The 26,721-nt window shown below is 68.0% G+C and carries 24 protein-coding genes, 1 tRNA gene and 1 pseudogene; 9 read left to right on the forward strand and 17 right to left on the reverse strand.

What is annotated here, in order from left to right:
• The first annotated feature begins 121 nt into the window (after nucleotides 1-121).
• On the forward strand, nucleotides 122-1,693 hold the full coding sequence (locus AB5J62_RS14760) for a sigma-70 family RNA polymerase sigma factor (RefSeq protein ID WP_370948770.1): 1,572 nt from the start codon (nucleotides 122-124) through the stop codon (nucleotides 1,691-1,693).
• Here the strand turns inward: AB5J62_RS14760 and AB5J62_RS14765 are convergent.
• Together AB5J62_RS14765 and AB5J62_RS14770 are read right to left on the reverse strand one after the other, a co-directional pair.
• Entirely contained in the window at nucleotides 1,690-2,292 is a 603-nt protein-coding gene (locus tag AB5J62_RS14765; RefSeq protein WP_370948771.1) for a DNA-binding response regulator, read from the reverse strand. The genes AB5J62_RS14760 and AB5J62_RS14765 overlap by 4 nt on opposite strands.
• A complete protein-coding gene (locus tag AB5J62_RS14770; protein ID WP_370948772.1) occupies nucleotides 2,289-3,407 on the reverse strand; it encodes a sensor histidine kinase in 1,119 nt (372 codons plus the stop codon). The genes AB5J62_RS14765 and AB5J62_RS14770 overlap by 4 nt, the downstream gene beginning before the upstream one ends.
• A 163-nt stretch (nucleotides 3,408-3,570) precedes the next feature.
• On the opposite strand from AB5J62_RS14770, the gene AB5J62_RS14775 reads away from it, so the two are divergent.
• Genes AB5J62_RS14775 through fahA form a run of 5 tightly spaced genes read left to right on the forward strand, consistent with a single transcriptional unit; the run spans nucleotide 3,571 to nucleotide 7,781 of the window.
• A complete protein-coding gene (locus tag AB5J62_RS14775; protein ID WP_370948773.1) occupies nucleotides 3,571-4,446 on the forward strand; it encodes an ABC transporter ATP-binding protein in 876 nt (291 codons plus the stop codon).
• A 17-nt stretch (nucleotides 4,447-4,463) separates the two neighbouring features.
• On the forward strand, nucleotides 4,464-5,183 hold the full coding sequence (locus AB5J62_RS14780) for an ABC transporter permease (RefSeq protein ID WP_370948774.1): 720 nt from the start codon (nucleotides 4,464-4,466) through the stop codon (nucleotides 5,181-5,183).
• Between the two features lie 46 nt (nucleotides 5,184-5,229).
• Nucleotides 5,230-5,763: a MarR family winged helix-turn-helix transcriptional regulator gene (locus AB5J62_RS14785; protein WP_370948775.1), complete on the forward strand. Its 534-nt coding sequence runs from the start codon at nucleotides 5,230-5,232 to the stop codon at nucleotides 5,761-5,763.
• Between the two features lie 51 nt (nucleotides 5,764-5,814).
• The gene (locus AB5J62_RS14790; RefSeq protein WP_370948776.1) at nucleotides 5,815-6,615 is read left to right on the forward strand and encodes a hypothetical protein; all 801 of its coding nucleotides are present in this window, start codon (nucleotides 5,815-5,817) and stop codon (nucleotides 6,613-6,615) included.
• Nucleotides 6,612-7,781: a fumarylacetoacetase gene (gene fahA, locus AB5J62_RS14795; RefSeq protein ID WP_370948777.1), complete on the forward strand. Its 1,170-nt coding sequence runs from the start codon at nucleotides 6,612-6,614 to the stop codon at nucleotides 7,779-7,781. The genes AB5J62_RS14790 and fahA overlap by 4 nt, the downstream gene beginning before the upstream one ends.
• Before the next feature lie 63 nt (nucleotides 7,782-7,844).
• Here fahA and AB5J62_RS14800 read toward each other — a convergent pair whose 3' ends face one another.
• Both AB5J62_RS14800 and AB5J62_RS14805 read right to left on the reverse strand, forming a co-directional pair.
• Entirely contained in the window at nucleotides 7,845-8,507 is a 663-nt protein-coding gene (locus tag AB5J62_RS14800; protein WP_370948778.1) for a polysaccharide lyase family 7 protein, read from the reverse strand.
• A gap of 99 nt (nucleotides 8,508-8,606) precedes the next feature.
• Complete coding sequence (locus tag AB5J62_RS14805) at nucleotides 8,607-9,815, reverse strand: cytochrome P450 (RefSeq protein WP_370948779.1); 1,209 nt, start codon at nucleotides 9,813-9,815, stop codon at nucleotides 8,607-8,609.
• A gap of 163 nt (nucleotides 9,816-9,978) precedes the next feature.
• Here AB5J62_RS14805 and AB5J62_RS14810 point away from each other — a divergent pair, with 163 nt between their 5' ends.
• Nucleotides 9,979-10,869, forward strand: a complete 891-nt coding sequence (locus AB5J62_RS14810; RefSeq protein ID WP_370948780.1) for an ADP-ribosylglycohydrolase family protein — start codon at nucleotides 9,979-9,981, stop codon at nucleotides 10,867-10,869.
• 13 nt (nucleotides 10,870-10,882) lie between these two features.
• Here AB5J62_RS14810 and AB5J62_RS14815 read toward each other — a convergent pair whose 3' ends face one another.
• Entirely contained in the window at nucleotides 10,883-11,983 is a 1,101-nt protein-coding gene (locus tag AB5J62_RS14815) for a P1 family peptidase (RefSeq protein ID WP_370948781.1), read from the reverse strand.
• The gene (locus tag AB5J62_RS14820) at nucleotides 11,980-12,582 is read right to left on the reverse strand and encodes a TetR/AcrR family transcriptional regulator (RefSeq protein ID WP_370948782.1); all 603 of its coding nucleotides are present in this window, start codon (nucleotides 12,580-12,582) and stop codon (nucleotides 11,980-11,982) included. The genes AB5J62_RS14815 and AB5J62_RS14820 overlap by 4 nt, the downstream gene beginning before the upstream one ends.
• A 108-nt stretch (nucleotides 12,583-12,690) precedes the next feature.
• On the opposite strand from AB5J62_RS14820, the gene AB5J62_RS14825 reads away from it, so the two are divergent.
• Nucleotides 12,691-14,052, forward strand: a complete 1,362-nt coding sequence (locus AB5J62_RS14825) for an APC family permease (protein ID WP_370948783.1) — start codon at nucleotides 12,691-12,693, stop codon at nucleotides 14,050-14,052.
• A gap of 113 nt (nucleotides 14,053-14,165) precedes the next feature.
• Here AB5J62_RS14825 and AB5J62_RS14830 read toward each other — a convergent pair whose 3' ends face one another.
• The 4 genes from AB5J62_RS14830 to AB5J62_RS14845 form a co-directional block, all read right to left on the reverse strand.
• Entirely contained in the window at nucleotides 14,166-14,558 is a 393-nt protein-coding gene (locus AB5J62_RS14830) for a hypothetical protein (RefSeq protein WP_370948784.1), read from the reverse strand.
• 97 nt (nucleotides 14,559-14,655) lie between these two features.
• The gene (locus tag AB5J62_RS14835) at nucleotides 14,656-14,865 is read right to left on the reverse strand and encodes a hypothetical protein (protein ID WP_370948785.1); all 210 of its coding nucleotides are present in this window, start codon (nucleotides 14,863-14,865) and stop codon (nucleotides 14,656-14,658) included.
• A 594-nt stretch (nucleotides 14,866-15,459) separates the two neighbouring features.
• Nucleotides 15,460-16,575, reverse strand: a complete 1,116-nt coding sequence (locus AB5J62_RS14840; RefSeq protein WP_370948786.1) for a hypothetical protein — start codon at nucleotides 16,573-16,575, stop codon at nucleotides 15,460-15,462.
• A 344-nt stretch (nucleotides 16,576-16,919) separates the two neighbouring features.
• Entirely contained in the window at nucleotides 16,920-17,390 is a 471-nt protein-coding gene (locus AB5J62_RS14845) for a DUF4231 domain-containing protein (protein ID WP_370948787.1), read from the reverse strand.
• 573 nt (nucleotides 17,391-17,963) lie between these two features.
• On the opposite strand from AB5J62_RS14845, the gene AB5J62_RS14850 reads away from it, so the two are divergent.
• Nucleotides 17,964-18,665: a winged helix-turn-helix domain-containing protein gene (locus AB5J62_RS14850; protein ID WP_370948788.1), complete on the forward strand. Its 702-nt coding sequence runs from the start codon at nucleotides 17,964-17,966 to the stop codon at nucleotides 18,663-18,665.
• 421 nt (nucleotides 18,666-19,086) lie between these two features.
• Here AB5J62_RS14850 and AB5J62_RS14855 read toward each other — a convergent pair.
• The 7 genes and pseudogenes from AB5J62_RS14855 to AB5J62_RS14885 all read right to left on the reverse strand — a co-directional run bounded on the left by AB5J62_RS14855 (nucleotide 19,087) and on the right by AB5J62_RS14885 (nucleotide 26,619).
• Nucleotides 19,087-19,161 (reverse strand) — tRNA-Val (locus AB5J62_RS14855).
• 79 nt (nucleotides 19,162-19,240) lie between these two features.
• Nucleotides 19,241-19,861, reverse strand: a complete 621-nt coding sequence (locus AB5J62_RS14860) for a TetR/AcrR family transcriptional regulator (protein WP_370948789.1) — start codon at nucleotides 19,859-19,861, stop codon at nucleotides 19,241-19,243.
• Nucleotides 19,862-19,872: 11 nt separating this feature from the next.
• Nucleotides 19,873-20,895, reverse strand: a complete 1,023-nt coding sequence (locus AB5J62_RS14865) for a hypothetical protein (RefSeq protein ID WP_370948790.1) — start codon at nucleotides 20,893-20,895, stop codon at nucleotides 19,873-19,875.
• Nucleotides 20,892-22,313, reverse strand: coding sequence for an FAD-dependent oxidoreductase (locus tag AB5J62_RS14870; protein ID WP_370948791.1), 1,422 nt, complete (start codon nucleotides 22,311-22,313; stop codon nucleotides 20,892-20,894). Before AB5J62_RS14870 ends, AB5J62_RS14865 begins: the two co-directional genes overlap by 4 nt.
• Before the next feature lie 66 nt (nucleotides 22,314-22,379).
• The gene (locus tag AB5J62_RS14875; RefSeq protein WP_370948792.1) at nucleotides 22,380-23,399 is read right to left on the reverse strand and encodes a cytochrome P450; all 1,020 of its coding nucleotides are present in this window, start codon (nucleotides 23,397-23,399) and stop codon (nucleotides 22,380-22,382) included.
• Between the two features lie 210 nt (nucleotides 23,400-23,609).
• Complete coding sequence (locus tag AB5J62_RS14880; protein ID WP_370948793.1) at nucleotides 23,610-24,563, reverse strand: aldo/keto reductase family oxidoreductase; 954 nt, start codon at nucleotides 24,561-24,563, stop codon at nucleotides 23,610-23,612.
• A 14-nt stretch (nucleotides 24,564-24,577) separates the two neighbouring features.
• A pseudogene (locus AB5J62_RS14885) lies at nucleotides 24,578-26,619 on the reverse strand (MDR family MFS transporter).
• Between the last annotated feature and the right edge of the window lie 102 nt (nucleotides 26,620-26,721).

Consider the following 26,721-nt stretch of genomic DNA (forward strand, 5'->3'; position numbering starts at 1 on the left):
CGGGGCTATTCCCTGGGCCTTGATTGTGATCTGGGTCACTTACGGCGAGGGTTTCTGTGACCGGCGAGTGCGCCGCCAAGTCTCCTGTGCGTACGGCAAACAGTCGCAGAGGTGAGGGTTCGTGAACGGTCGAGACGCGCAAGTGGACATGACCCAGGTGGCGGCCGCGAAGGACGGCGACCGCGAGGCGATGGACGCGCTGGTCGCCGAACACCTACAGCTCGTGTACAGCATCGCCGGGCACGCACTGTCCTCCGCCGCGGACGTCGACGACGTGGTCCAGGAGACCATGCTGCGCGTGGTCCGCGATCTCGACCGCCTGCGCGACCCTGACCGGTTCCGCTCGTGGCTGGTCGCGGTCACCCTCAACCAGATCCGCGACCACTACCGCCGCAACCACGCCGCGCCCGCGCCGCTGGACGAGTACGAGGAGCGTCCCGACCCCGAGGCCGAGTTCGTCGAGGTCTCGCTGTCGCGGCTGCAGGTCGCCGAGCAGCGCCGCGAGGTCGACGAGGCGGCGCGCTGGCTCGCGCCCGCCGACCGGGAACTGCTCGCGCTGTGGACGCTGGAGCGCGCAGGCCACCTCACCCGCACCGAGGTCGCCGAGGCGCTGCAGCTGGAAGCGCACGTGGTCACGGTCCGGATCAGCAGGCTCAAGACCCGGCTGGAGGCCGTCCGCCCGCTCGTGCGCGCGCTGGCCACCGAGCCGCGCTGCGCCGGCATCACCCAGGCGGCCGAAGGCTGGTCCGGTGAGCCGGGACCGTTGTGGCGCAAGCGTTTCCTCCGGCACCTCGAAGACTGCGCACGCTGCAGGCGCGGCGCGTCCGACGCGCTGCCGATCGAGCGGATCCTGATCGGCGCGGCGCTGCTGGCCGTTCCGGTCGGCTTCCTGCCCCGGCTGCTGTCGACACTGCACACGCCCGCCGCCCAGATCACGGCCGGTTCCCCGCTGGCCGCCGTGTCCCCGTTCCGTCGCGTGGCCAACTTCGCCAGCGCGAAACCGGCGCTCATGGCGACCAGCGCCGCCGTCGCCTGCGTGCTCGGCGTGGCGGGCGTGCTCACCTTCACGCCGTCCGCGCCGCCACCGGTCGCCCAGGCCGCGGACGCCTTCGTGGCCCCTTCGGTGTCACTGACCTCGACGTCGTCGCCGGAGCCGACCGTCACGCCGTCGCCCAGCGAAACCGAGTCGAGCGAGCCCAGCGAGTCGAGTGAACCGGCGCCGTCGACCACCCGATCCACGAAGTCCACGCCACCGAAACCACCCCGTTCCTCGGCGGCGGCCGACCAGGTCCTCGCGCTGATCAACGAGACGCGCGCCGACGCCGGGTTGCCCGCGCTCCGGGTGGACCCGGCGCTGGTGACCGCCGCGGGCAAACACAACCAGGAGATGGCAGGCGGCTGCGGGCTGTCCCACCAATGCCCCGGCGAACCCGGCCTCGGCGAGCGCGAGACGGCGGCGGGCGCCAAATGGCGCACGTGCGGCGAGAACGTCGGCACCGGCGGCCCCGTCGCCGACTCGAACGACGCGATCACCCGCATGGCACTCGGCCTGACGCAGAGCATGATCGACGAGAAGCCGCCGAACGACGGCCACCGCAAGAACATCCTCAGCTCGTCGTTCACCAGGATCGGCATCGTCGTCACCCGCGACGCGCGCGGCAGCGTCTGGCTCACCCACGATTTCGCGGGCTAAAGCCAGTCGTGCTCGCGCGCGTACCGGGCGGCCTCGTGCCGGGTGCGCGTCTGGGTCTTCTGCATGGCGTTGGACAGGTAATTGCGCACGGTGCCCTCGGCGAGATGGAGCTGCGACGCGATGTCGGCCACCGAAAAGCCTTCGCGGGTCGCGCGCAGCACGTCGATCTCGCGGTCGGTCAACGGGCAGTCGTCGACGACCGCGAGCGCGGAGACGTCCGGGTCGACCCAGCGTTTGCCTTCGTGCAAGGCCTTGATGACCGAGGTGATGTGCGACGGCTCCGCCGACTTGCTGACGAAACCCTGCACGCCGAGCTTGAGCGCCTTGCGGAGCACGCCGGGTCTGGCGTGCCGGGTCAGCATCAGGATCACCTGTCCCGGCAGGGTTTCGCGGATCTCGGCGACGGCGCCGAGCCCGTCCACAGTGGGCATTTCCAGGTCGATCACGAGCACGTCCGGCCGGTGCTCGAGGGTGGCCCGCACGGCGCTCTCGCCGTCTTCGGCCTCGGCGAGCACGGTGATCTCGCCTTCGAGGGGGAGCAAGGCCGCCAACGCCTTGCGCAGCAACGCCTCGTCGTCGGCGAGCACCACGGTGGTCATGCTTCGTCCTTTCGCGGAAACTCGGCGGCGGTCAGGAAACGGCCGTCCCGCTGCTCCACCGTCAGCTCGCCGCCGTTGTCCGCCAATCGTTCTCTGAGTGTGGACAGCCCGCGCAGCCGGGGCAGCGGGCCGTCCTGCGCGCCGTCGTTGGCGATGGCGATGCCCGACGCCGACAGCGTGATCCGCACCTGGGCCGCCTGCGCGTGCCGCAGGATGTTCGTGGTCGTCTCACGCAGCCCCTGGCCGAGCAGCTCGGCGGCGCGGACGTCGACCTCGGCCTTCCGCTCGACGCGCACGAGGATTCCCGCGGCCTCGAAGAGGTTCTTCGCGTTCTCCAGCTCGGTCGAAAGGTTGAGCCGCCGCTGCGAGTAGGCGAGCTCCTTCGTCTGCGTGATGGTGTCGCCGACAAGCACGCGCACCTCGCTCAGCTCCCGGCGCACCCGGTCGGGATCGCTGTCCAGCAGCTTCTCGGCCAGCGCGACCTTGAGCTTGACGACGTGCAGCGTGTGCCCCTGGATGTCGTGCAGATCGCTGGCGAACCGCATGCGCTCGCGGACCACGGCGAGTTCGGCTTCGCGTTCGCGTGACTGCTCCAGCTCCAGCAGCAGGTCGTAGATCCGCTGGCTGGGGAACATCAGCGCGGTCACGAAGAAGATCACGGCGGTGGGGGCGACGACGTACTGGAGGAGGTTCTGGGTGAAGTCGCCGTCGGTCATCACCAGGAACCGCGCCGAGCCCGCGACCGCGACGCACCCGGCCAGCGCCAGCGCGGCGAGCAGCCGGTGCCGCCGGAGCAGGGGAATGATCATCGGGCCGACGACGGAGACGCTGAAGAACGCCGCGCCGCTGGCGGTCAGCGCGCCGAAAAGCCACACCGTCCAGGTGATCGCGAGGCACGGCTTCGCGAAGCGGAGGAAGTCGCCAGCGGTCCACCGTTCGACTCCCACCAACGCGGTCAGCACGCCCGCGGCGAGCACGATGCCCTGCCACCAGTGCCTCGTGTCGTTCGCGACCACCAGCGCGCCGGTCAGGGCCAGCACCGGGAGCAGGGTGATCAGGTTGAGCCTGCGCAGCCGCCGCTGGGTGGCTGTGAGCTCGGGTGCCGCGCTGTACATCGGGGTGCTCCATGATCGGCGGCAGAGTCGCCGTCCAGCATCGTCCATGATCGGCGCCGCCACCAGTGACGCCACGTCATGCCCGCACCCCCAGTAATGTCACGGTGCGGTGGTGACACTGTCCCACTGCCGCTCACCTGCGGATTCGCTGATCATTTCCGGCATGACACCAGTGATCGAAGTAGACCAGCTCAACCTCGCCTACGGTGACTTCCACGCGGTGAAGGACCTGACCTTCCACGTCGGGCGCGGCGAGCTCTACGCGCTGCTCGGCACCAACGGGGCAGGCAAGACCTCCACTTTGGAGATCGTCGAGGGGCATCGCGCACCCACCTCGGGCACCGTGCGGGTGTTCGGTGAGAGCCCGGCCGACCGGCGCGCCGTCCGGCCCCGGATGGGCATCATGCTGCAGGAGAGCGGCTTCACCCCGGACCTCACCGTCCGCGAATCCGTTGCCCTGATCGGAAACCTCACCGAGCGAACGGACAATGTGGACCGGGTGCTCGGCGTCGTCGACCTCGGAGGCAAGGCGGGAACCAAGGTTTCCCAGCTCTCCGGCGGCGAGAAGCGGCGGCTGGACTTCGCCACGGCCGTCTACGGCTCACCCGAGCTGATCTTCCTCGACGAGCCGACGACCGGCTTGGACATCCAGTCCCGCGACGCGCTGTGGGACGCGGTGGACAAGCTGCGTGAAGACGGCGCGACCATCGTGCTGACCACGCACTACCTCGAAGAGGCCCAGCAGCGCGCCGACCGCGTCGGCCTCATGCACCAGGGCGCCTTCCACCGCGAAGGCACGGTCTCCGAGCTGACGCGCGCACTGCCGTCGACCATCCGCTTCGGGCTGCCCGATCGCGCTCCGGCACCCCCGCTGCACGCCGTGCGCGGTAGCGACGGCGTGTTCCTGGTCGAGACGTTCGGCCTGCAGAAGGACCTGCACACCCTGCTCGGCTGGGCGCTGGACCACGCTGTCGAACTCCAGGACCTGCAAGCCGGGCCGACCCGCCTCGACGACGTCTTCCGCGCCATCAGCGCCTAACGGAAAGGACCTTCCCCATGCTTACGATCGCTCGCGGTGAGCTGATCCAGATCTTCCGCAACCGCCTGGTGCTGCTCACCAGCCTCGTGCTCCCGATCGGGTTCAGCGCGATGTTCATCGGTATGCACGACACCTTCGCGTCGATCGCCGGCGTCGGTTATCTCGCCGCGCTGGTGCTGTCCTTCGTGGTGACGGTCGGGCTCTACACGACGACGGTGACCACGCTGGCTTCCCGACGGCAGAACCTCTTCCTCAAGCGGCTGCGGTCGACGGCGGCGAGCGACACCGGCATCCTGGCCGGGTTGCTGCTGCCGATCACGGTGATCGCGCTGGTCCAGACGGCGGTCATCTTGGCCGTGCTGGCCGTGGTCGCGGGGAAGCCTGCCAACGTCGGATTGCTGGCGGTGGCCGTGGTCTCGACGATGGTGATGCTGCTCGGCCTCGCGCTGGCGACCGCCGGGCTCACGAATTCGCCGGAACACGCCCAGGTGACGACGATGCCGGTGGTGCTCGCCGTGATCGGGGTGGCCGGCTGGGTCGGTGCTTCCGGCACCGAGAACCTCACGCTGCTCAAGCGTCTGCTGCCCGGCGGCTCGGCCACCGAGCTGGTGCTCAACGCTTGGCAGGGCGGCGTCGCCGTGACGGACTCGCTGGTGCTGCTGGCGCCGACCTTCGCCTGGGCTTTCGTCGCGCTGACGCTGGCCAAGCGGATGTTCCGCTGGGAGCCGCGACGCTGATCCCGAGATAGTTTCGAGTTTGACCACCTTGGGGTAGGCTGGCGCGGTGCGGGAGGTGGACGCGGCCGAGCTGGACTTCTGGTCGTTCGTCGCGCTCGCCAACCGGCGGCTCGCCGAGGAATACGGCTTCAAGCACCAGCTGGCCACCGAGGTGCTGCTGACCCTCAACCGCGCGTCCGATCTGGTCACCTACGACCTCGAAGCCGCTGTTCACCGGCCACGGGACCGGTCGTGGTCGGCGTTCCGGCTGCTGTTCGTGGTGTGGCTGGCCGGGCCGCTGGAGTCGAAGAGCGCGGCCAGGCTGACCGGGATGAGCCGGGCCGCGGTGTCGAATCTGACCAAGGTGCTCGTCGCGGACGGGCTGCTCCACCGGACGCCGGACGAGCGGGACGGCCGCTCGGTCCGGTTGTCGCTCACCGAGCCGGGGCACGAGGAGATGGTCTCGATCTTCCAGGAGCACAACGAGCGCGAGTTCGGCTGGACGGACGCGCTCACCGAGACGGAGCAACGGATCTTGGTGATGTTGCTGGGGAAGCTGATCACCAGCCGGGCCGAGTTCGACGCCCGGCGGCGGAACTGAGCTGGTAGTAAATGTGTGAACTAGTTCGGCCGACTACGAGGAGCTGATGGCATGATCCCGGCACTCTTCGCGGGCTTGTGTGACGACGCCGCCGTGTTCCCGCCCGGTCTGGCGCCGCTGCCGGACGCGATCGCCGCGCACGATCTCTACGAAAAGGCCTGGTACGCCGACCTTGTCGGACCGCTGGTGCTCGCCGCGCCCGCGCTCGGCGGGCTGGGGGAGCTGCTCACGCCGCGCGAGCACCCGCTCCCGATCTCGGTGACGCTGCCCGGTGGACCGGAGCAGTTGGCCGGTGTCTTCGAAGCCGCGGCCGAACTCCCGGTGGACCTGCGCTCCGTCGAGATCGCCGTGCCGGCCGGCATGGGGCCGGACGAGGTGCTCGCGGCGGTGTCGGCCGTGTCCGCCCCGGTGTACCTCGAGATCCCGCGCGACGACCGTCGTCTCCCGCTGCTGCGCGCGCTCGCGGGAACGGGCCACCGTGCCAAGTTCCGCACCGGCGGCGTCCGCGCCGACCTGTACCCCGACGAGGCCGAGCTGGCCGCCGCGATCCGCGCGGCCATCGACGCGGACATCCCGTTCAAGGCCACCGCCGGGCTGCACCACGCGGTGCGCAACACCGACCAGGAGACCGGGTTCGAGCAGCACGGGTTCCTCAATCTGCTGCTCGCGGCAGGCGATCCCGGCCGTGCCGAAGAACTTCTGGCCGAACGCGACGGCGACGTCGTCGCGGCGCGCGTCGGCGAGCTGGACGCCGGCGTCCGCGCGCGGTTCACCTCGTTCGGCACCTGCAGCGTCCACGATCCACTGACCGAGCTGGCCGGTCTCGGCCTGCTGCCCCGAGGAGAGGCATGACCACGATCGACATCCCGGCCGGATCCCCGTTCGGGACCGACAACCTGCCCTACGGCGTGTTCTCCGCAGGCGATGCCGCGCCGCGGGTCGGCGTCCGGGTCGGTGACTCGGTGCTGGACCTCGCCGCGGCGCTCGGCGACGACGTGTTCGCCGCGCCGACGCTGAACCCGTTCATGGCGCAGGGGTACGACCGCTGGGTGGCTGTGCGGGAAAGGATCGTCGCGCTGGTCGCAGGCGAGGTGCCCGACGCGGCCGTGCACGCGGTCGCCGACGTCGCGCTGCACCTGCCGTTCGAGGTCGCGGACTACGTCGACTTCTACGCCTCCGAGCACCACGCGTCGAACGTCGGCAGGCTGTTCCGGCCGGACGCGGAACCGTTGCTCCCCAACTGGAAGCACCTCCCGGTCGGCTACCACGGGCGGGCCGGGACGGTGCTGGTCTCCGGCACCGACATCGTGCGACCGAGCGGGCAGCGCAAGGGCCCCCAGGACCCGGCACCGGTGTTCGGCCCGAGCGCCCGGCTCGACATCGAGGCCGAGCTGGGCTTCGTCGTCGGCACCGGCACACCGCTGAACACCCCGATCGCCACGGACGACTTCGCCAGGCACGTGTTCGGCGCGGTGCTGCTCAACGACTGGTCGGCCAGGGACATCCAGGCTTGGGAGTACGTGCCGCTCGGCCCGAACCTCGGCAAGAGCTTCGCGACGTCGATTTCCCCTTGGGTGGTGCCGATTCTGGCTTTGGAGGCCGCGCGGATCCCGCTGCCGGGGCAGGACCCCGAGCCCTTGCCGTACCTGCGCGAAAGCCGTCCGTGGGGCCTGGACATCGACCTCGTCGTCGAATGGAACGGCGAAGAGGTCAGCCGCCCGCCTTACCGCGAGATGTACTGGTCGCCCGCGCAGATGCTGGCGCACATGACGGTCAACGGCGCGTCGTCGCGCACCGGCGACCTGTACGGCTCCGGCACGATCTCCGGCCCGGAAAAGCATCAGCGCGGCGCGTTCCTCGAGCTCAGCTGGGGCGGCAAGGAACCGCTCACGGTCAAGGGCGAGGAGCGCACCTTCCTGCTCGACGGCGACGAAGTGGTGATCACCGGCACCGCGCCCGGCGCGAACGGTGGCCGCATCGGCTTCGGCGAGGTCCGGGGTCGCGTGCTTCCGGCCTAGCTCAGCCGCCAGCCGGGGTCGTGAGTGGTACGGCCGGTTAGAACCGGCCGTACCACTCACGACTCATTTCCGGTAGAAGTGGACGTTGCGCCACTGGTGCTCGGCGCCGCTGGTCTGCAGCGTCCCGTACACGCCGTACTTGAAGTAGTGATCGCCGGCAGGCCCGTTCGCGGTCTGCACGAGCTTGCCGTTGATGTAGATCGAGAAGCTGCCGCCGGAGGCCGTCGCGTTGTGCGTGACGTTGACGTGCACCCACTTGCCGTAGATGTTGCTGATCAGGTCCTTGCCGCCGCCGCGCAGCGTGCCGCCGTTCTTCGCGTAGGACCTGATCATCAGCGTGGTGGCGCCGTCGCCGTCGTTGCCGAAGATCTGCATGGCGCTTTCGTCGTCGGTCCCGGCGGTGACCTTGACCTCGCCCTCGAATTGCCGCTGACCGGTACGGTAGTTGTCCTGGATCCGCGCTTCGACGCGGTTCGACCCGTTGTTGAAGAGCTTGAACGTCTGCACCCCGCCGGACCGTGCGTACGAGCCGCCGGGCCCGGAGGCGTTGTTGGTGCTGCTCGGACAGGACGTGATCACGCCCTTGCTCTGGATCTGCACGTTCCACGCGGGGCTGTGTTCGGTCCAGCCACTGCCGACCGGCCCGGCGAAGGCGGCGGGCTGGACGAGGACGACTCCGGCCACGGTCGCCACGGCGGTGACGGCGAGTTTTCGGGTGAGGTGCATCGTGCTCCTTATGCGTCATTGCAGGGGAAACACGGCGGAGAGGTCATTGTGGACTAGACCTTTGGTTACGGCAAGATCCGGGCGCACCCGGCCACGGGGTCAGCCCCAGGCGACCGGCAGCTCGCGGACGCCGTAGACCAGCGTGTTGTGCTTGTAGCGCAACGAGCTTCGCGGCACCGCCAGGCGCAGATCCGGCGCCGCGCGGAACAGCCGCGTCAACGCTTCCTGCAATTCGACACGCGCGAGTTGCTGCCCGATGCACTGATGCGGTCCGAAGCCGAACGCGAGGTGCGAGCGCGGCGATTCGCGCATCAGGTCGAGTTCGTCGCCCGACCGGTACATCGACTCGTCCCGGTTGGCCGAGTTCAGCGCCGCGACCAGCCAGTCGCCCGCCCGCACGGGACGGTCGCCGATCCGGACATCCTGCGTCGCGTAGCGCAGCACGCCGAACTGGACGACGGACAGGTACCTCAGCAGCTCCTCCACGGCGCGTTCCGGTTCCGCGAAGAGGGATTCTCGTTGTTCGGGGTGATCGAACAGCACCAACGTGCTGAGCGCGATCATGTTGGCCGTGGTCTCGTGGCCCGCCACCAGCAGACTCAGGCCGAGCAGTACCAATTCGTCCATGGAGAGCGGATCGCCGGTGGCTTGACCCCGTTCGATCAATCTGCTGAATATGTCGTCCTGCGGGTTATCTCGCTTTTCGATGAACAATGTGGCCAGGAATCCGGACAGCTCGTCCATCGCCGCTTGGCCGTCTTCCAGCGTAGAGTCGGTGCTGACCAGCACTGAACTCTGCTGCTGGAACCTGGCGCGGTCCGCATAAGGAACGCCGAGCAGCTCACAAATCACCAGCGAGGGAATCGGCAGCGCGAAGTCGGCCACCAGATCCGCGGTACCCGGTTTGGCCAGCATCGCTTCGAGATGACTGTCCACCAAGTCCTGGACATAACCGCGCATGGTCTTCATCCGGCGCACGGTGAACTCGGCGATCACCATTTTCCGCAGTCGTGAGTGAGCCTGGTCGTCGAGCTGGATGATCGAACCCGGTAGCACTTCCTCGGTCAGGTCGGCGTTCGGGTTGACGTGCACCGACGACGCGCCCCGCGAACTCATCGTCCGTTCCGACAGCAGCGCGCGGACGTCGTCGTACCGCGTGACCAGCCAGGCGTCCATGCCTGCCGGGCAGCGCACCTTCGACGTCGGCTCGGTTCGCCGCAGTGTGCGGTATTCCTCGGGTGGGTCGATGGGGCATTTCGCCGGGCGCGCTGTCGGGAGGTTCGAGATTTCTGACGAGGTTGTGGTCACGTATTCCACGATGGAGCAGTAAGGCGCCCACCCGCATCGTCCGAACGGGGGCCCGAGTTCTCCCCCTTTTTTTGCCCTGTGGATCTTGCTGGTGAGAGCATGGCGGCGAGTGCTGCAGCGGCGCTGAAGTCCCGCGGAAGTCCGCCGACCCGAAGGAGTCAAGGTGCGAGGCGAATACCCGGCGATCGCGAGCCTGCGCGGTCTCGCGGTGGGTGACGCGTTCGGCTCGAGCATCCTGCTGCCGGGCGAGCACCCGTCGATCCGCGACCGCGAGCTGCCCCCGGCTCCCTGGTCGTGGAGCGACGACACGGAGATGGCCTGCTCGATCTACGACATCCTCGGCCGGTACGGCACGATCGACCAAGACGCCTTGGCCGCCTCGTTCGCCGTCCGCTTCGACCCCGACCGCGGCTACGGTTCCGGCGCTGAGCGCATGCTCCTGCGCTACCGGGCAGGGGAGTACTGGCGCGACGTGGCACCGGCGGCCTTCGGCACCGGCTCCTGGGGCAACGGCGGCGCCATGCGGGCCGCTCCGCTGGGCGCCTGGCTCTGCGGCGACCTCGGCCTGGTGGTCACCGAGGCCGAGAAGTCCGCCGTCGTCACCCACGCCCACCCCGAGGGGGTCGCCGGCACGATCGCCGTGGCCATCGCGGCGGCTTCGGCAGCGGGCTGGCCCTCGCTCACTCCGGCCCAGCTCCTGGAGACCGCCGCCTCCTGGACTCCCCACAGCGAGGTTCGCCGCCGTATCGAATCCGCGCTCGCACTGCCTCCGTCCACACCGGTTCGGGAAGCCGCGGCCCTGCTCGGCAACGGCCGCGAAGTGAGCGCCGTCGACACGGTTCCGCTGGCGTTGTGGATCGCCGCCCACCACCTCGATTCCTATGTGGACGCACTGTGGACGGCCGCGGCGGCCGCCGAAGACCTCGACACCGTCTGCGCGATCATCGGTGGCGTCATCGCGGCCCGCACGGGCGCCGCCGGAATCCCACCCGAGTGGCTCACCGCGTGCGAGCCCCTGCCGTACTGGCTGCCCGGGAGTGCGCCGCGAGCGTGAAACCGTCGATTCTTCAGCTGACCCGCAGCAACTCGACCAGGCGTTCGCGGGGCAGGTGCGGCGTGCGGTGACCTTCCCGGCCGGTCATGGTTTCGTTGGCGGTCAAGGCATTGAGCACAGCCTCCTCGACCGCCTGGACGACAGCTTCGTAGAACGAGTCCATCAATCCCCACGGGACGAACCGCAGCGTCTCGAAACCCCCTGGCTCAGCGGGGAAGCCGCTCGTCAGCGCGCCCTCGTTGGCGGTGGAGAAGGCGAGGAAGACGTCGCCGGAGAAGTGTGATCCGCTGGTTCCGGTGCGGGCCAGGCCGAGCGGCACCCGGCGGGTCAACGCCGTGCACTGGCCGGGCAGCAGCGGTGCGTCGGTGGCCAGCACCACGATCACGGACCCTGCACCCGCCTGCGCCACGGTCCAATCCTCGAGCGGGTTGTCGTCGGCCAGCAACGCTCCCACGGGGTTTCCCGCGACGGTCAGCTCACGCCGTGATCCGAAGTTGGCCTGGACGAACGCGCCGACCGTGTACTCGCGCGGGCCGTGGGACACCAGCCGTGACGCGGTGCCGCTGCCGCCTTTGAAGCCGTAGCAGTTCATTCCCGTGCCGCCGCCGACCGAGCCCTCCTCGATGGCGCCGGTGGCCGCCGCCTCGATCGCGGCCATCGCGTGTGCCGGTTGGACGGTCGGGGCGTTGATGTCGTTGAGGTAGCCATCCCACGTCTCCGCGATCACCGGCAGCAGCCATTCATGCGCACCGTCCGGTTTCTTCGCCGCGACCCAGTCGATCACGCCGCGGTGACACGGGCCGACCGCGTGCGTGTTGGTGATCAGCACCGGCAGGCTCAGCGCGCCGGTCTCGGTGAGCCAGGTCGTCCCTGTCATCTCTCCATTGCCGTTCAACGAATACCAGCCGGCCGCGCACGGGTGCGCGACCGTCTCATGTGGACGGGGCAGGATCGCCGTCACGCCGGTGCGGACGGACTCACCGGAGACCAGTGTGGTGTAGCCGACCGCGACACCGGGCACGTCCGTGATCGCGTTGAACGGTCCTGGCCGTCCGGGCAACTCCACGCCGAGCGAACGGAAACGCGGCTTGCCTGCGGGGGTCTTCAGCGTCATGGGAGCTCACATCCGGTCACGGCCGTCGCGTAGGCGATGATCTGCCGTTTCGCTTCGGCGGGTTCGTAGGTGGACACGGCCATCGTCATGTACAGGCCGTATCCGTCTTCCAGCGTCACGATGTTGCGGGCGATGGTCAGCGCGTCACCGGCGAGGCGGAACGCGCCGGTCGCCGCGCCCGCCTCGAGAATGCCGACGTAGATGGCCACTTGCCGTTGGTAGAGCTCGATGTACCTCGCCGCGTAGGCGGGGTCCTTGCGGGCGAACGCGCCCAGTTCGTAAAGCAGGTAGGCCAGTTCGTCGCCGGGGCCGTCCGGCAGGCCGCTGTCGATCATCGCGAGCAGCCGCTGTCGCGGATCCGGCTCGTCGCTCACTGCTTCCTCGCGCGCCGTGCAGAACCGGCCGATCGCTTCCCGCTGCACCTCCTGCAGCAGTGCGGGCAGCGTGGGGAAGTAGTAGAGCACCGAGCCGGACGACAGCCCCGCGCGCTCGGCGACGTCGCCGAGCCGCAGGTCCACCAGGCCGCGCTCGACCACCGCGCGCCGCGCGGCCTCCACCAGTTGCGTGCGGCGGGCTTCCTGCCGCTTGGGACGTGCCATGGTCACGATTCTGTCGAACGATCTTCAAAAAACCAAATCGGCACTTGACTGGGACTCTGGATAGTTCTTTGATACATCTTCAAAGAACGCCACCAACGGAGGTGTGCTATGACCGAGCCGGCCACCGTCGCCGCGCCCCGCTTGCGGCGAGGCCTGAAAGTCCTCGGCGCCCTGCTCATCACGCTGTCGGCGATCAGCCCGGCGTCCTCGGTCTTCATCATCGCGCCGGGGGTGGTCGCCCAGGCCGGCACCGGCGCGATCTGGAGTTTCCTCGCCGCCGGCGTGGTCGGCGTGTTCATGGCGTTCGTCTACGCCGAACTGGCCTCGGCCTACCCGGTGGCGGGCGGCGAGTACGCGATCGTCGGCCGGGTGCTCGGCCGGCTGCCGGGTTTCCTGGTGATGGGCCTGATCCTGGTCACCCAGGTGATCATCGTCGCGGTGATCGCGCTCGGCGTCGGCATCTACCTGTCGGCGGTGTTCCCCGGCCTGAACGGCCCGGTGGTGGCCGCGGTGACCGTCGTGCTCGCGGCGGCGTTCGGCGTGCTGGACATCAAGCTCAACGCCTGGGTGACCGGCGTCTTCCTGGCGATCGAGATCCTCGCGCTGCTGGTCGTGGCCGCACTCGGTTTCCTGAACGTGGAACGGCCGTTGTTCGCCGAACCCGTCGCCGCCAGCCCACCCGCGGCCGTGGGCATCGGCGTGATCGGCGCGGCCATCGCGATCGCGATCTTCGCCTACAACGGCTACGGCTCCGCGGTCGTACTCGGCGAGGAGACCGCGGACGCCTCACGCGGGATCGCACGGGCGATCCTGTGGGCACTCGTGATCACGGTCATCGCCGAGATCATCCCCGTGGCCGCCGTCCTGCTCGGCGCACCCTCGCTGGACGGCCTGTTCAGCGCGCCGAACATGATGGAGTACTTCATCACCGAGCGCGCCGGCTCCGGCCTGAACACGGTGATCAGTCTCGTGGTGGCGCTGGCGATCATCAACGCGGTGCTCGCGATCCTGTTGCTGACCGCCCGCCTGTTCTTCAGTACCGCGAGGGATTCCGTGTGGCCCAAGCCCATCAGCCGGTCACTCGGCACGATCCACCCGAAGTTCCACACACCATGGGTGGCCACCCTGGTCGTCGGCGCGCTGTCGGCCGTCGTGTGCTTCGTGGACTTGAACCTGCTGCTGGTGGTGACCGGTTCGTCGTTGATCGTCGTCTACGCGGCCCTGTGCGTGGCCGCGCTCGTCGGCCGCCGCAACGGCACGACGACCCATGCGCAGTACCGGATGCCGTGGTACCCGGTGGCACCGGTGCTTGCCTTGGTGGCGCTGGCTTTCGTCACGGTCCAGACCGCGCGGGATCCGGCCGTGGGGCGGCCCAGCCTCCTGGTGACACTCGGCATCCTGGTGCTTTCCGCGGTCGGTTATGCCTTGCGTCGCAAGCACTGGGTACTGCGCGGTCCGGAGGACGAGTAGTGGTCGGAAGGCAGTGCGAAAGCCCCATCGCTCACGAGGAGAGATGGCTTCCGGCCTGAATGGGGGAGTTGGCGGAGACGGGGCTCCGGCCGATGCGGCCGGAGCCCCGTCGGTTACGCGGGAACGGCGCTCAGGTGCGGGCGGGACGGCGGCGAGGCCGTCACGGTGCCGCAGGTCGGGCACGCGTGTTCGTACTGCGCGCCAGGGCGGTCGGTGGGGGCCGATCCGCCCGAGGCGAGAACCCAGCGTGGCTTCCAGAAGCCGGTGATCTCCTGCGCGTCGATGCCGCAGACGAGCAGGAACGTCTCGACTATGGACCACTTGGGCAGCAGTGTGCCGCTGAGCGACCGGCTGAACGTCGCCTTCGAGACGAACCGGCCGATCGCCTCGCTGCGCTTGGACAGTTCGCCCAGTGAGGGGTCGCCGTCATGGATCTTCACGTCCTCCAAGTCGTCGAGCAGTCGGGCGACCGCTTCGGGATCTGGTTCGTGGGTACGGGTTGACATGGTGATCTCCTTTGAGGAGGTGTCCGCACGGGCCGGGGGTGGGTCCGCGTTCGCGCCGGAACGCGGACCCACCGTGACGCCCGTAGGTCAGCTGGTCCTACGCGGCAACGGCGGCCGGCGGGAAGAAACCTCCTCCTCGACCGTCGTCGTCGCCCAGCCCGCGGCGCACCACCTCCGCCGCGACCAGAGCCACCGCGCCGGATGCCCCGACGGCGAGTGTCAGGTCGTAGTGGAAGATCATCGCCTCCGCGAGGAAGACCAGCATCGTTCCCAACACGAGAAGGACACCGAGAACACGACTGCTCACCAAGATCACCTCCTCCCGCTCAAGCTCAGTTCTGCTCCGGATGACTGACGGGAGAAAAAGGTCACGTGCCACCGCGACCATCCCGCTGCTCTCCGTAGTACCTGAGCCGACAGAGGGCGCGCAAACTACCGGGCCGTATTTTCCGAAACGGACCGAACTGCAACGAATTGCAACGAACTCGCGAGTGTGTGCGTGTTTTCTTGTCCGGCCGCTCGGTGACCGTGTGGACAATTCAGGAGCTATTGGTTAGCGTAACTAACGATTTTCAAGATGGCGATCAAGGGATCATGGGAGCATTTCTTTCAAGGTCACCTGAAAGGTGAGTCGTTGCGATCAATGCTTTCGCGGAGAGCGAGATGGCGGAGAAAAGGGGAAAGCCCTCGCGCTGGCAAACGCAAGGGCTTTCTGTTCCCGCGCAATCGCCATCCGGAGCAAGCGGACTGACCTTGAACGGGAGATTGTGAAGTTTTGTCCAGGCGCCACGGCGAAGCCAACCGACAGCGCACATGATCTTCGTGGACCACGGTACGTCGGTGGGCTTGAGGTCGCAACGAGACCTCCCGGACATCCGGCTCCCATGCCGGACCGGGTGGCTCAGCCTGCTCTGGACCAGGGCGCGGCGGCTGGTGACTTGCCCGCTCGAGCTGCTCCGCGCAGGTCGAGCAGCAGGCAATCGCCGCGCGCCAACGCGCGAGGCTCGCCCGCCCGGCCAGACGAGATGCTCGTCGGTCGGGAGCGGATCACGGACCGGCCGCGTCCGCGCGCGAGGAGGTGATTCCGCGGCGGGCGCGCGTCCGCACGGCGAGCACGGTTGTTGGCGCGCGCTGCCGGCATCCGGCCGTCACTGTGCTTTGGGCATGGCCGCGCTGTCCACGTGACGGGGGAGGAACGGTCCATGACTTCCTGTTCGGGACTGTGGCCGCGCGCGCGTCGCGGGGCTTCGGCGGCATGTCCGGGCGACACCGGGTCGTCCGGGTTTGTCGTTCCCGGGGTCGGATCCAGGCACGGCATTCGCGTCCCGGTGGCGTGCGCCGGTTCACCGTCGTGCCGCCACCGGTCCATGTTGTCGAGCATGGCGATTGTTGAGGTTTTGCCCTGCCAGAACGTGCCCATCACCGAAATGTGTACGGGAGGCGGCGCGGTCGTCGTGCCTAGCGCGGCCCGCACTGTGATGAAAGCAGTACCTGGTCCACCAAGCAGCCAGTCGGCAGCATCGGCCCATCCGCGAGGAGTCAGCCACCGAGGCGCCGAGCAGGTGCCTCCTGGGTGCACGAAGAGCAGGCCGCCGTCGCCCTCCCCACCGTGTTGACTTCGGCAGGTGAATCCTGTTTCCGGCAGCGGGCCGGCGTCGTCGGCGGTCTCCACCAGCCTTTCGAGTTCGAGCGGGAGACCCAGCACGCGGACGGCGAGCACGCCCAGCCGACGATCGCGAGGCGACGTCGAATCCTGCAGTGTTTCCTCGGCGAGGAGCATGCGGAACCAGCTGGGCGACACGGCAGGCGGCACGTCCGCCCAGGTGAGAGATTCGTCCGGGTAAGTCCACTCCGGTGGAAAGAACGGGTTCGCGCCGCCCTCCCACACCAGCGGTGCGCGCGGACGGGGAAGCGGCTGCGGCTCGAACCAGTAGCGCATGGTGTCGCCGGATGCGACCATGCCTATGCCGGTGATGACGACAGGAAGCCGTGAGGTCGTGGGGGCGGTGGCGTGCATGATCTCTCGACCTCCTCCGGGAACATGCCACGGATTAGGATTGCGTTCGCTGGTTCGCTTACCTGGCCGATCCTCCGCATTTGATTCCCGGCCTGCAAGCCGTACCAGCGGGTATTCGAAGACGGAACGACCTGCAACGACTTGCAACACCGCTGCTGCTATCGCCGGCGATCGCTAGCCCGCTAACCTGCTCACACGGCTTACGCGCGCGCCGCCCACGCGTCCTCTGCCGCATGCTGGACGAAAACCCTGCGCAGGGCTTGAAAAGGCTACGCCTCGACTGAGGCTCAGCAAGGGAGTTCGTGTCGCAAGACGGAGGTCGGGATCGTCTGTATCCGTGCCGATCACCGTTGTTGCGGTGCCGCGCTTCGACGGCGCTCGCCTTCCCAGACCTGGCCTTCGGCGTCGGTGATCGCCTGCACGGACCTGACGAGGTTCGCGCGGGCGGCTTCGCCGTCATAGGGTTCCGCGCCGACGGAATACAGCGCGACCTGATGTTCGATCGAGTAGCAGGCGCGGGCGCGGGAGATCCAGTTCTGATCCCAGCGGAAGATGCCGCGCGCGCCACTCGTGATGACCACGGCGACACCGATCAGCGCGCCCGCCGAGGGTTGATGCGCGATGACCGTCACCGCGGGCCCGACCGCGGCGAGTACCAAGGTCGCCAGGTCGCAATAGTGCATTCGGCGGCAGTTCTTCCTGCTGGTGGTCCGATAGAACTCCCATTTGGCCAGCACCGAGCGCGGGATTTCCCTGCCAGGCTCGGGTTCGTGGATCCAGTACGGGGTGGGTCGACTCTGTCTGCGGAAGAGCACGGTCACTCCTGACTGTCGGCTTACAGCCATGACTCGTCCGTGGTCCCCGCGGTGTTACGTCGCGCAGGTCAGTCCTCGGGCGCCGGATCGCGGTGATGAGCGCCAGCGTTCCCAGGCACAGCCACACGGTGTAGGGGAGCAGTTCGGGGGAACGCGGACGTCAGCGCGGCGACACCGGCGGCGACGGACACCGCGACGTTGAGGACGTAGTCCACGATCAGCGACGCGACCGCCGACGACGGTCAGGCGGTGCTTCGCGTTGGTGTCTTTTGGGATGGTTCGGCGTCGAGCCGCGCTAGTACGTCCTGCACAAGGAAGCAGCTTCAGCGAGGTACGCACGCCGCCGGCGGCGTGCGTGCGTTTTCTTAACGCCGGAGCCGCACTTTTTGAGCCGCTGCCTGGAGGTAGGCGAGTGTCGCGAACATCAAAATGCCGTCAAACTCATGATCGGGACGTTTCGCACCGTTGATCAAGTAGGGCAGGCTGAGTTATCACGCCGCCGCACGAAGAGGTTCTTGAGTGAACGACGCCGACCTGTTGCCTGAACAACGTCAAGGAGAGCAAAGCCGGCCGTTGTCCCCGCCTTCGCGCCCATCGACCACGACCGTGCTCGTGGTCGACGCCGACCCGCACAGTCAGGACGAACTGGGTAACGCCTTGTCCTCGGCCGGTTATCGAGTCGACAAGGCAACAGATGACGAAACCTGTTCGCGTGCGGTCACCGATGCCGAGCCGCATGTCGTGGTCGCCGATGTCGACGGATTCGGCGGGGCGGACGCGGTCGCCGCGCTACGCGGCCGCTCGAACGTGCCGATCATCGTGCTGTCGGCGCGAGCCGGCCACCACGACAAGATGGAAACATTCGAAGCAGGCGCCGACGACTATCTGACCAGGCCGTTCGAGATGGACGAGCTGATGGCCAGGGTGCGGGCGCTCGTGCGGCGGCGGTCGCTGTCCGGTCAGGCTTACGCCGAGCCCGCCGTCGAAACGGACTCGTTCACGGTCGACCTGTTCGCGAAGAAAGTGCACAAGAATGGGACCGCCGTGCACCTGACTCCGAACGAATGGGGCGTGCTCGAGGTTCTCGCCCGCAATCCAGGGCGCTTGATCCCGCACCGGCACCTGCTCGAACAGGTGTGGGGTCCCGGTCACCTCACGCACTCCAACTACCTGCGGGTCTACATCGCCCAGCTGCGACGCAAACTGGAGCCGGTACCCGCGCGGCCCCGGCACCTGCTGACCGAACCCGGCGCCGGCTACCGGTTCGAGTCCTGAAGTCGTCGAGCTTGCGGTGTAAGGAAATCAGGCCCTGAGCGTCTAGGGTCCGTTACGAACGCTTCACCTTCCGCATTCGCGAGCGTGAGCTGATGGCATGCGTAGTGAACAGCCATCTTTGCCTGGTGGGTTTGGTTTTCCGTTGGGCACTATGCTCGCCGTCCCCGTCACCTGTGTCGCAGTCGCGGCGGGGTGGCGTTCGCCTCGATCGTCCGCGCGGCACACGTGCCGCTCCGTGATCACGACCTGAAGGTCGCGGTGATCCCGGCGCAGCGATCCAGCCGCGGCGACCGTCTGCCTGATCCGGTGCCGGTCGGTGCCACGTCGGAACCATCACGATTCCCCTCGAACGGCACATGAACGCTCAACAAGAAAGTCCCATCCCTCACGAGGAGAGATAGGACTTTGACCTGCGAAAATATGGTGCGCGATACTGGGATTGAACCAGTGGCCTCTTCCGTGTCAGGGAAGCGCTCTCCCGCTGAGCTAAACGCGCCTTGCTGTTGAAGGGAACACTACCAAGCCCCCGGAGCCCTCGAAGCCCACCCCCGTAGTCGAGTACCGCAACTCTGGTGCTATACCCCGAACCCGCCTGTCCACGTAGGACTCAAAGCAGGCCCGATCCACCGCCGGACCAGCGCCCGCAGCTCGTCATCGGACAGCGCAGGAGTCGACGGGTACTGCAGGAACGAGATGAACAGCCGCATGAGCATCTGGGCGAGCCCGTCGAGTTCGTCGTCGGCGACGCCGGCCGCCGCCCAGTCGACGGGCAGGTTCCGAAGGATGCGGGCGCCCTGGGAAAACGACAGGGGAGAGGTGACCCCGGCCGTCATGAAGTCGGCCTCGCCCGCTTGGAAGAGCAGGCCCAGGTAAGGCTCGTTCGGGACCGTCCGTACCGCGAACACGACCGACTCGACCGCCGCGTCTTCGGCTGTGTCGAACGCGGACAGGTGACGTTCCATACGGGCGGCGAACTCCTCGACGCCTGCCATGGCGACGGCGCGGAGGATGTCGGCCAGGCTGGGGAAGTAGCGGTAGACCGTCTGGCGGGTGATGCCCGCTTCGGTGGCGACGTCGGACAGGCTGGTCTTGGTGAGGCCTGCTCGGTCGATGCAGGCTGTTGCCGCCTCGACGATGCGGCGGCGTGCCTCGTCCTCGGTGCCGGGTGGGTTGCCTTGCCAGCCGTGGTGCCCCATGCGGACCATCATTACCTGGAGAGGGCCGCCGGGGCTGTGCGACTCGCCCGGTAGGTGAGCAGGCCCGCGCCCAGGAAGCAGGTCAGCGCGTACGGTCTGCTGCCGACCGGGCCGTCGCCCGTGAACAGGGAGCTGATCCAGAACGCCGCCATCGCGCCCAGGTAGACGGCGGGGTAGACGCGGACGAACGGGGACGACGGCTCGGCCGGGGCGCGGTTGGACACGAAAATCCAGATGCCCGCCAGCCAGACCAATGCCAGTTCGGCAAGAAGCACCCAGGTCTTGTCGGTGAAGAAGCTCGCCGGGATGCCGGCGATCGCCATGGTCGGGGGCGTGAGGATGCCCGCGAGCAGTACGCGCGGCGCCAGCGACCGTCCACTTCGGCCACTGGTGAGGCGGACGACCAGGTAGGTCATGGCGCCCATGGACACCGAGGCGAACAACAGCATGCTGTTCATCGGGACCGACGCGAGCGCCGGATGGTTGACGAGGTGGTTGTCCATGTTCCACGCCCACCATTTGAGCTGGGGGCCGAGTTGGTCGAAGACCTCGTAGAACACCTGGCATACGAACGCGACGGCCACCGCGCCCACGGCCGGGCCGCGGCGGAAGATGCCGAGCGAGCGGACGAGTTCGTAGGCGAGCTGGCTGATCACCGGGTAGAACGCGATGATGTACAGGGGCAGGCGATCCCCCATGAACTGCACGGTGAACTGGTTGTGGGCGAAGATGAAGCCGTACTGCCGCTCGAGCCCGAACCACTCCGGGAAGTACAGCGGCGGCTCGATGATGAACAGGTAGACCAGCGAGGTGCACCACAGCGCCAGGTTGACGGGGTCGCCGTCGCGGTGGCGGCGGAGCGCGTGCGCGAACGCGAAGATCGCGCCGCCGATGATGAGCAGTTCGAGCAGCGGCATGGTCGGATGGGCGAGGTCCCAGGGCGGGCGGACCGACAGCACGGGGGAGACGTCGTGGCAGTCGAAGCCGAGGCCGCGGGTCACGGCCTCCGCCTCCGGTCCGCAGACGGCGCTCATCGCGTGGCCACGGCTGAATAGTCCGCGGCGGGTGGTTCGACGCGGGGGTCGAAGCCGAAGGGGACGCGGTGCTTGCCCAGTGCGGCGCGGGCGCGGTAACGCAGAAGACCCGCGAGCACGCGTGGGTTGCGCATCATCTCGCCCAGGGACTCGTCGAGGTTGAAGACCTTGGCGAAGTGCTCGTCGACCACGTCGTCCTCGCGGGCGGCGCCGACGATCAGGCTGAAGGCCGGGCCGGACATGGCCGCGACGATGCGGCGCTGCCATTCGGGGAGGGTCTCGGTGCCGACCGCGCAGGCGTAGCCCTGGTCTCTCGCCATCGCGAGGCGCCATGGGACGTTGAGCAGTTTTCGTTGGGCGGCAAGGAATCGCTTGGCGTCGAAGCGATCGAGATGGTCGCGCAACAGTAGCGCCGAGCCTGCCGCCGAGCTGATGCCTTGCGCGTAGAACGGGTTGAACGCGCAGATCGAGTCGCCGATGAAGGCCAGGCCGCGCGGTGGTGTCTTCCAGCGGTCGTAGCGGCGCCACTTGTTGCCGGTCGACCTGGTCAGGTGCACCTCGGACGTGGGCTCGCAGCGGTCCATCGCGGACGCGAACAGCGGCGTTCGCACGCGGGCAGCCGAGGCGGCGAAGGCGTCCGTCGTGCGCGGCATTTCGAGGCCCCATGAGCCCATGCAGGCGATGACCCTGTTGCCCTCGATCGGGAAGAAGTTGACCAGGAACTCGTGCTCGGGCGGGTGCTTGTCCTTGTCTTGCGTCGGCATGATCACGAGGTGCTGCCACCACCACGAGGCCGGCCGGTCGGCGGGCAGGTCGTACCAGCGTGAGGTGTACGTGACCTTGGCGTCGAGCGTGCGCACCTGCGGTTTGGGCCAGCCTGCCGCCGTCAGCCAGTCGCCGACGGAGGAACCTCGGCCCAGTGCGTCGACCACGAAGTCGGCGTCGAGATGCCCGGCATCGGAGTCGACTCCGGTGATCGCGCCGTCGAGTGTGGTCAGGCCGGTCACCGTGACGCCTTCGCGGATGGTCACGTTGGCCAGTTCGCGGACCTTGTCGCGCAGCACGCGCTCGATGAGGATCCGCGAGCTGTAGATCATGGTCATCGCGCTGCGTTTGCGTGCCGACCAGCCGGGTCCGTCGAGGTAGGCGGCGTCCATCGACGGCATCAGGTGCAGGCCGCCCGCGGCGATGAGGTCGTCCTCGAAACCGGGGAACAGCGCGCCGATCGCGCGGCGGCCGGAGTTCAGCAGGAAGTGTGGATGCTTGCTCTGCGGCACGCCGCGCCGGTGCTCGGCCTCGGCCGGTAGTTCGTCGCGCTCGAGCACCAGCACCTGCTCGAAGTGCGGCGCGAGCGCGCCTGCGGCACACAGGCCTGCGGCGCTGCCACCCAGGACGACAGCGGTTTTGCCGAGCTCCATCCGGACCAGCTCCCCACGTCAATCATACAAAGTGCCCTTGAATGTATGAATGGCGTGAGATGCGTGTCAAGCGGCGGCGAGTTCGACCCGGACCGAGAGCAGTGATCGCAACGGGACGGGCGCCGCGTCGCCTCGGACGCGGGGCCGCAGCCGCTGCGCGGTGAGTTCTTCGATGAGACGTTGGGCCAACGGGATGATCAAATGCCTGGCCCAGCAGCGGGCGCCGAGCAGCCCGAACGGCGCGAAGCCGGGAGTCCGGTAGCCGTCGCCGTCTTCCCAGCGCTCCGGGATGAACGAATCCGGCGCCTCCCAGAAATCGGGATCACGATGCATCAAGAGTGGGAACAACGCGATGGAATCGTCTTTCCCGATGAGCGGGTGCAATTCCGTGTATTCGGGATCGGGGGTGCGCCACAGCATCCACGCGGTCGGCAACAATCGCATGGTTTCCCAGAGTGAGTTCGTCACGTCGGCGGGGGTGTCCCGATGCGACAGCAGCCAGGACGCGTTGGCCACCAGGCCGCTCAACCCGCCGATCAAAAGCGCGCTCGCGCGCCGATAAAGCGCGATGATGTGGCGGCGCTGCGGATAGGTCGGGCAGTCGGTCACCATGCGGGAAAGCGAAGACCGCGCTTCGCTGTCGCCGGGAAACGCCGCGACCAGCATGTCGGCGCCGCGTGAGATCGCGTCGGAGTCGAGGATGCGCGGGTTCGTCAGCGCCGACAGTCGCGCGCCGTCTGTGCCGAACAGCATGTCGCGTAACACTGTTTGCCCACGTCGGGGCCACTTGCCCGCCAAGCTCGGGACAGCTGATTCGAGCGCGCGGTTCACGTCTTCGCCGAGTGCCCTGATGACGCGCATGGCGAGTTCGTCGCTCACCGCCTTGCCGCGAACCGGTTTGAACACCGAACGTTCGCCGGGGAGCACCGCGCGGGTCGCGACCAGGGAAGACATGAGTTCCGGGTCGGCGACGCCGACGGTGTTCGCGCTCAGCCGGAACACCTTGTGCTCCTGCCGCAACAGGCCGGTGACGCGCGAGCTGAAGTCGATCTTCGGCGCCGCGGGCACCGGGCCTGTGCGCAGCAAGGTCAGCTCCAGTGAATCCAGGTGTAACGCCTCATGGACTTCGACTCGAACATTTCTTTCACGCGACGCACGAGTTTCATTGAGCTCCCTTCGCATGGCCGGACCATTTCTAGGGAAGCTACCTCATGGAATCGGTGAAGAAAACCTTGTTCTGATTGATTTATCACGATGATCAATGGCTCCGGATGATCATCGTGATTGACAAATTGGTCAGGGAAGCGCGTTTCCCCGTGCGGAAATCCAGAGCCGGTACCACTCTTCGTGTGACAATTCCGGCTCGCGGCTGACGGAATCGGCGCAGGCGCGGATACGGGCGGGATTGGTCGTCCCGATGACCGGGGAAATCCGTCCCGGGTGCCGCTGCAGCCACCAGAGCAGCACGGACTCCGGCGTGGTCCCCTTGGCCGCGGCGATGGCCGAGACCAGGTCCGCCGTGGCGCGCTCGGCCTCGGTCTCCTGCTGCCCGCTGTACCGCCCGCGCGCGAGCGATCCCCACGCCTGGATCTGCATGCCACGCCTGCGGCAGTACTCGGTCACGCCGGACGGGAACCCGACCGTGGCGCCTTCGGCCGTGTTGACCAGCACGCCCGCCTCGACCCAGGCGCGGCTGGCGAGGCTCATCTCGAGCTGGTTCGCGATCAGCGGGAAGTCCAGGTGGTGTTCGAGGTCCTGGATCTGCTCGGCGCTCATGTTCGAGACGCCGAAGTGCTTCACCAGCCCCTGGTCGCGCAGCTTCGTCAACGCCTCGGCGACTTCTTCCGGCCGGGCCAGCGGATCCGGGCGATGCAGGAGCAGCACGTCGACGTGGTCGGTGCGCAGCCGGCTCAGGCTCTGTTCGACCCGCTCGATGATGGACGCGCCGCGCAGGTCGTAGTGCCCCGGCATCCCGTCCTCCGCCAGCCGGATGCCGCACTTGGTCTGCAGCACGATCCGCCGGCGCAGCCCCGGATCCCGCGCGAGCAGTTCGCCGAACACCGACTCCGCCTTGCCGAAGCGGTAGATGTCGGCGTGGTCGAACGCCGTGATCCCCACTTCGAGAGCGGTGCTCACCGCCTGCTCGGCGGCGTCGACATCCGTTGCGCCGTAAGGCTGTCGGTCCCAGGAGCCGCCAAGACCCATGCACCCGTACCAGGCCCGGGGTGCCGGTGGCTCTGTACTCACCATGAAGTCATTCACTCCTACGCGTAAGCGTGCTTGCCGTAAGGCCGATCGTCAGTGGCTTGATCGAGGATACGGTTCGCGACCCGGCCCAGCGCCGCGAGCAACTCCTCGCGCCCCTCCGGTCCCCAGTCCTGCAGCTGCTCGGCCAGCCAGTTCTTCCAGGCCTCGATGAGCTTGTCGAGTTCCACCAGCGCGAGTTCGGTGGTCGCCCACCGGCCGTTGTGGTAGGTGAGGTGACCGGTCAGCTCCAGCTTCGAGAACACCGGCTCGAAGACCTCGGGCGGGATTCCGAACCGCTCGCTGACCGCCGTCAGCGTCGCGGGAGTGTCGCGCCGTTCCCTGATCCGGACCTGCCCGACACACCACAGCCCGCCGCGGTCCAGCTCGCATCCGGAGCGCGCGAGGATGTGCGGCGACGCGGTCCGTCCCTCCTTGGCCAGCAGCCTGCCGACGGCGCGTTCCAGATCCTGGTCGCGGTCGCTCGGGTCGGGCATCGCGAAGCCGGTGCCCAGGTCGGGCGCGCCCGCGCGCGACGTGTCGCGTAACGGGACCTCCTTGAGGAAGAACGCGAGACCCAGCGCGACCAGCCCGACCGGCGCGGCGTACAGGAAGACCGAATGCAGCGAGTCGCTGTAGGCCTGGATGTACGGCGCCGACACCGACTGCGGCAGCTGGTGCAGCGCGGACGGCACCTGGACGACCTGGGGGTTGAGTCCTGGGGGGAGCGGATGTTCCGCCGCCGCGCGCGCCATGTTCGGCGCCAGCTGGTTGGCGTAGATCGTGCCGAAGATCGCCGCGCCGAACGAGGAACCCAGCGAGCGCAGGAAAGTGACCCCGGACGTCGCGACGCCGAGGTCGCGATAGTCGGCCGTGTTCTGCACGACGATGACCAGCACCTGCATGCTCAACCCGATACCGAGGCCCAGCACGACCAGATAGGCCGACATCTCCCAGAAGCCGCTCGTCGCGGTGAGGCGCGACAGCAGATAGAGCCCGAGTGTCAACCCGACGCCGCCGAGGACCGGGAAGATCTTGTAGCGCCCGGTCTTGCCGACCAGGTTGCCCGCGACGATCCCGGAGACCAGCAGCGCCAGCACCATCGGCAGCATCCGGACGCCGGAGTTCGTCGCCGAGATCCCGTGCACGTACTGCAGATACGTCGGCAGGTACGACAGCGCGCCGAGCATCGCGAACCCGACGACGAAGCTCAGCGTCGCCGACACCGCGAACACCGGGTTCCGGAACAGCCGCATCGGCAGCGTCGGCTCCTTCGCGCGCCGCTCGACGAAGACGAACCCGCCAGCAGCACGACCGAGCCGATGGCCATGCCGATGATCGTCGGCGAGCCCCACGCGTACTGCGTGCCGCCCCAGCTGGTGACCAGCGTCAGCCCGGTCGCGGCGAGCCCGATGAGCAGGATGCCCAGGTAGTCGATCACCGGCTTGACCGCGGCCTTCACCTTCGGCATCGCGCCGGCGGCGACGATCAGCACGATCACCGCGACCGGCACGTTGACGTAGAACGCCCACCGCCACGACAGATGGTCGACGAACAGCCCGCCCAGCATCGGCCCGAGCACGGTCACCACGCCGAACACCGAGCCGAGCGCGCCCTGGTACTTCCCGCGCTCGCGCAGCGGCACGACATCGGCCACCAGCGCGGTCGCGGTGACCATCAGCCCGCCCGCGCCGAGCCCCTGCACGGCCCGCGCCACGATCAGCCAGATCATGTCGTTCGCGAACCCGCAGAAGAACGAGCCGCCGGTGAACACGATCACCGACAGCTGGAACATCAGCTTCCGCCCGAACAGATCGCCCAGCTTGCCGACGACGACCGTCATGATCGTCTCGGCGAGCAGGTACGAGGTGATCACCCAGGACAGATGCCCGGCCCCGCCGAGATCGCCGACGATCGTCGGCAGCGCGGTGCCCACGATCGTCTGGTCCAAGGCCGCCAGCAGCATCCCGAGGGTGACGGCGGCGAACACCGCGTTCACCCGTTTCCGGCTGAGCTCCGGCGGTGCGCTCTCGTGCCGTTCGGCGATAGCGGTGGTCGTCATGACGTTCACACTGCTCACCGCACGTGCGCCCGGCGCGCTCCAACGCCGATGATCACCCGATTCGGTAACAGCGCCAGGGTTGCGTCGGTGAGGTAAAGGTCA

The organism is Amycolatopsis sp. cg5 (assembly GCF_041346955.1).
Classification (GTDB): Bacteria; Actinomycetota; Actinomycetes; order Mycobacteriales; family Pseudonocardiaceae; genus Amycolatopsis.

Bases quoted from the DNA above. Each gene is read 5' to 3' on its own strand.
- AB5J62_RS14870 (WP_370948791.1), bottom strand. From the start codon at position 22,313: ATGGAGCTCGGCAAAACCGCTGTCGTCCTGGGTGGCAGCGCCGCAGGC.
- AB5J62_RS14815 (WP_370948781.1), bottom strand. From the start codon at position 11,983: ATGACGCTGAAGACCCCCGCAGGCAAGCCGCGTTTCCGTTCGCTCGGC.
- AB5J62_RS14820 (WP_370948782.1), bottom strand. From the start codon at position 12,582: ATGGCACGTCCCAAGCGGCAGGAAGCCCGCCGCACGCAACTGGTGGAG.
- AB5J62_RS14860 (WP_370948789.1), bottom strand. From the start codon at position 19,861: ATGGGGCACCACGGCTGGCAAGGCAACCCACCCGGCACCGAGGACGAG.
- AB5J62_RS14790 (WP_370948776.1), top strand. From the start codon at position 5,815: ATGATCCCGGCACTCTTCGCGGGCTTGTGTGACGACGCCGCCGTGTTC.
- AB5J62_RS14770 (WP_370948772.1), bottom strand. From the start codon at position 3,407: ATGTACAGCGCGGCACCCGAGCTCACAGCCACCCAGCGGCGGCTGCGC.
- AB5J62_RS14800 (WP_370948778.1), bottom strand. From the start codon at position 8,507: ATGCACCTCACCCGAAAACTCGCCGTCACCGCCGTGGCGACCGTGGCC.
- AB5J62_RS14880 (WP_370948793.1), bottom strand. From the start codon at position 24,563: ATGGTGAGTACAGAGCCACCGGCACCCCGGGCCTGGTACGGGTGCATG.
- AB5J62_RS14765 (WP_370948771.1), bottom strand. From the start codon at position 2,292: ATGACCACCGTGGTGCTCGCCGACGACGAGGCGTTGCTGCGCAAGGCG.
- AB5J62_RS14825 (WP_370948783.1), top strand. From the start codon at position 12,691: ATGACCGAGCCGGCCACCGTCGCCGCGCCCCGCTTGCGGCGAGGCCTG.
- AB5J62_RS14775 (WP_370948773.1), top strand. From the start codon at position 3,571: ATGACACCAGTGATCGAAGTAGACCAGCTCAACCTCGCCTACGGTGAC.
- AB5J62_RS14840 (WP_370948786.1), bottom strand. From the start codon at position 16,575: ATGCACGCCACCGCCCCCACGACCTCACGGCTTCCTGTCGTCATCACC.
- fahA (WP_370948777.1), top strand. From the start codon at position 6,612: ATGACCACGATCGACATCCCGGCCGGATCCCCGTTCGGGACCGACAAC.
- AB5J62_RS14865 (WP_370948790.1), bottom strand. From the start codon at position 20,895: ATGAGCGCCGTCTGCGGACCGGAGGCGGAGGCCGTGACCCGCGGCCTC.
- AB5J62_RS14830 (WP_370948784.1), bottom strand. From the start codon at position 14,558: ATGTCAACCCGTACCCACGAACCAGATCCCGAAGCGGTCGCCCGACTG.
- AB5J62_RS14780 (WP_370948774.1), top strand. From the start codon at position 4,464: ATGCTTACGATCGCTCGCGGTGAGCTGATCCAGATCTTCCGCAACCGC.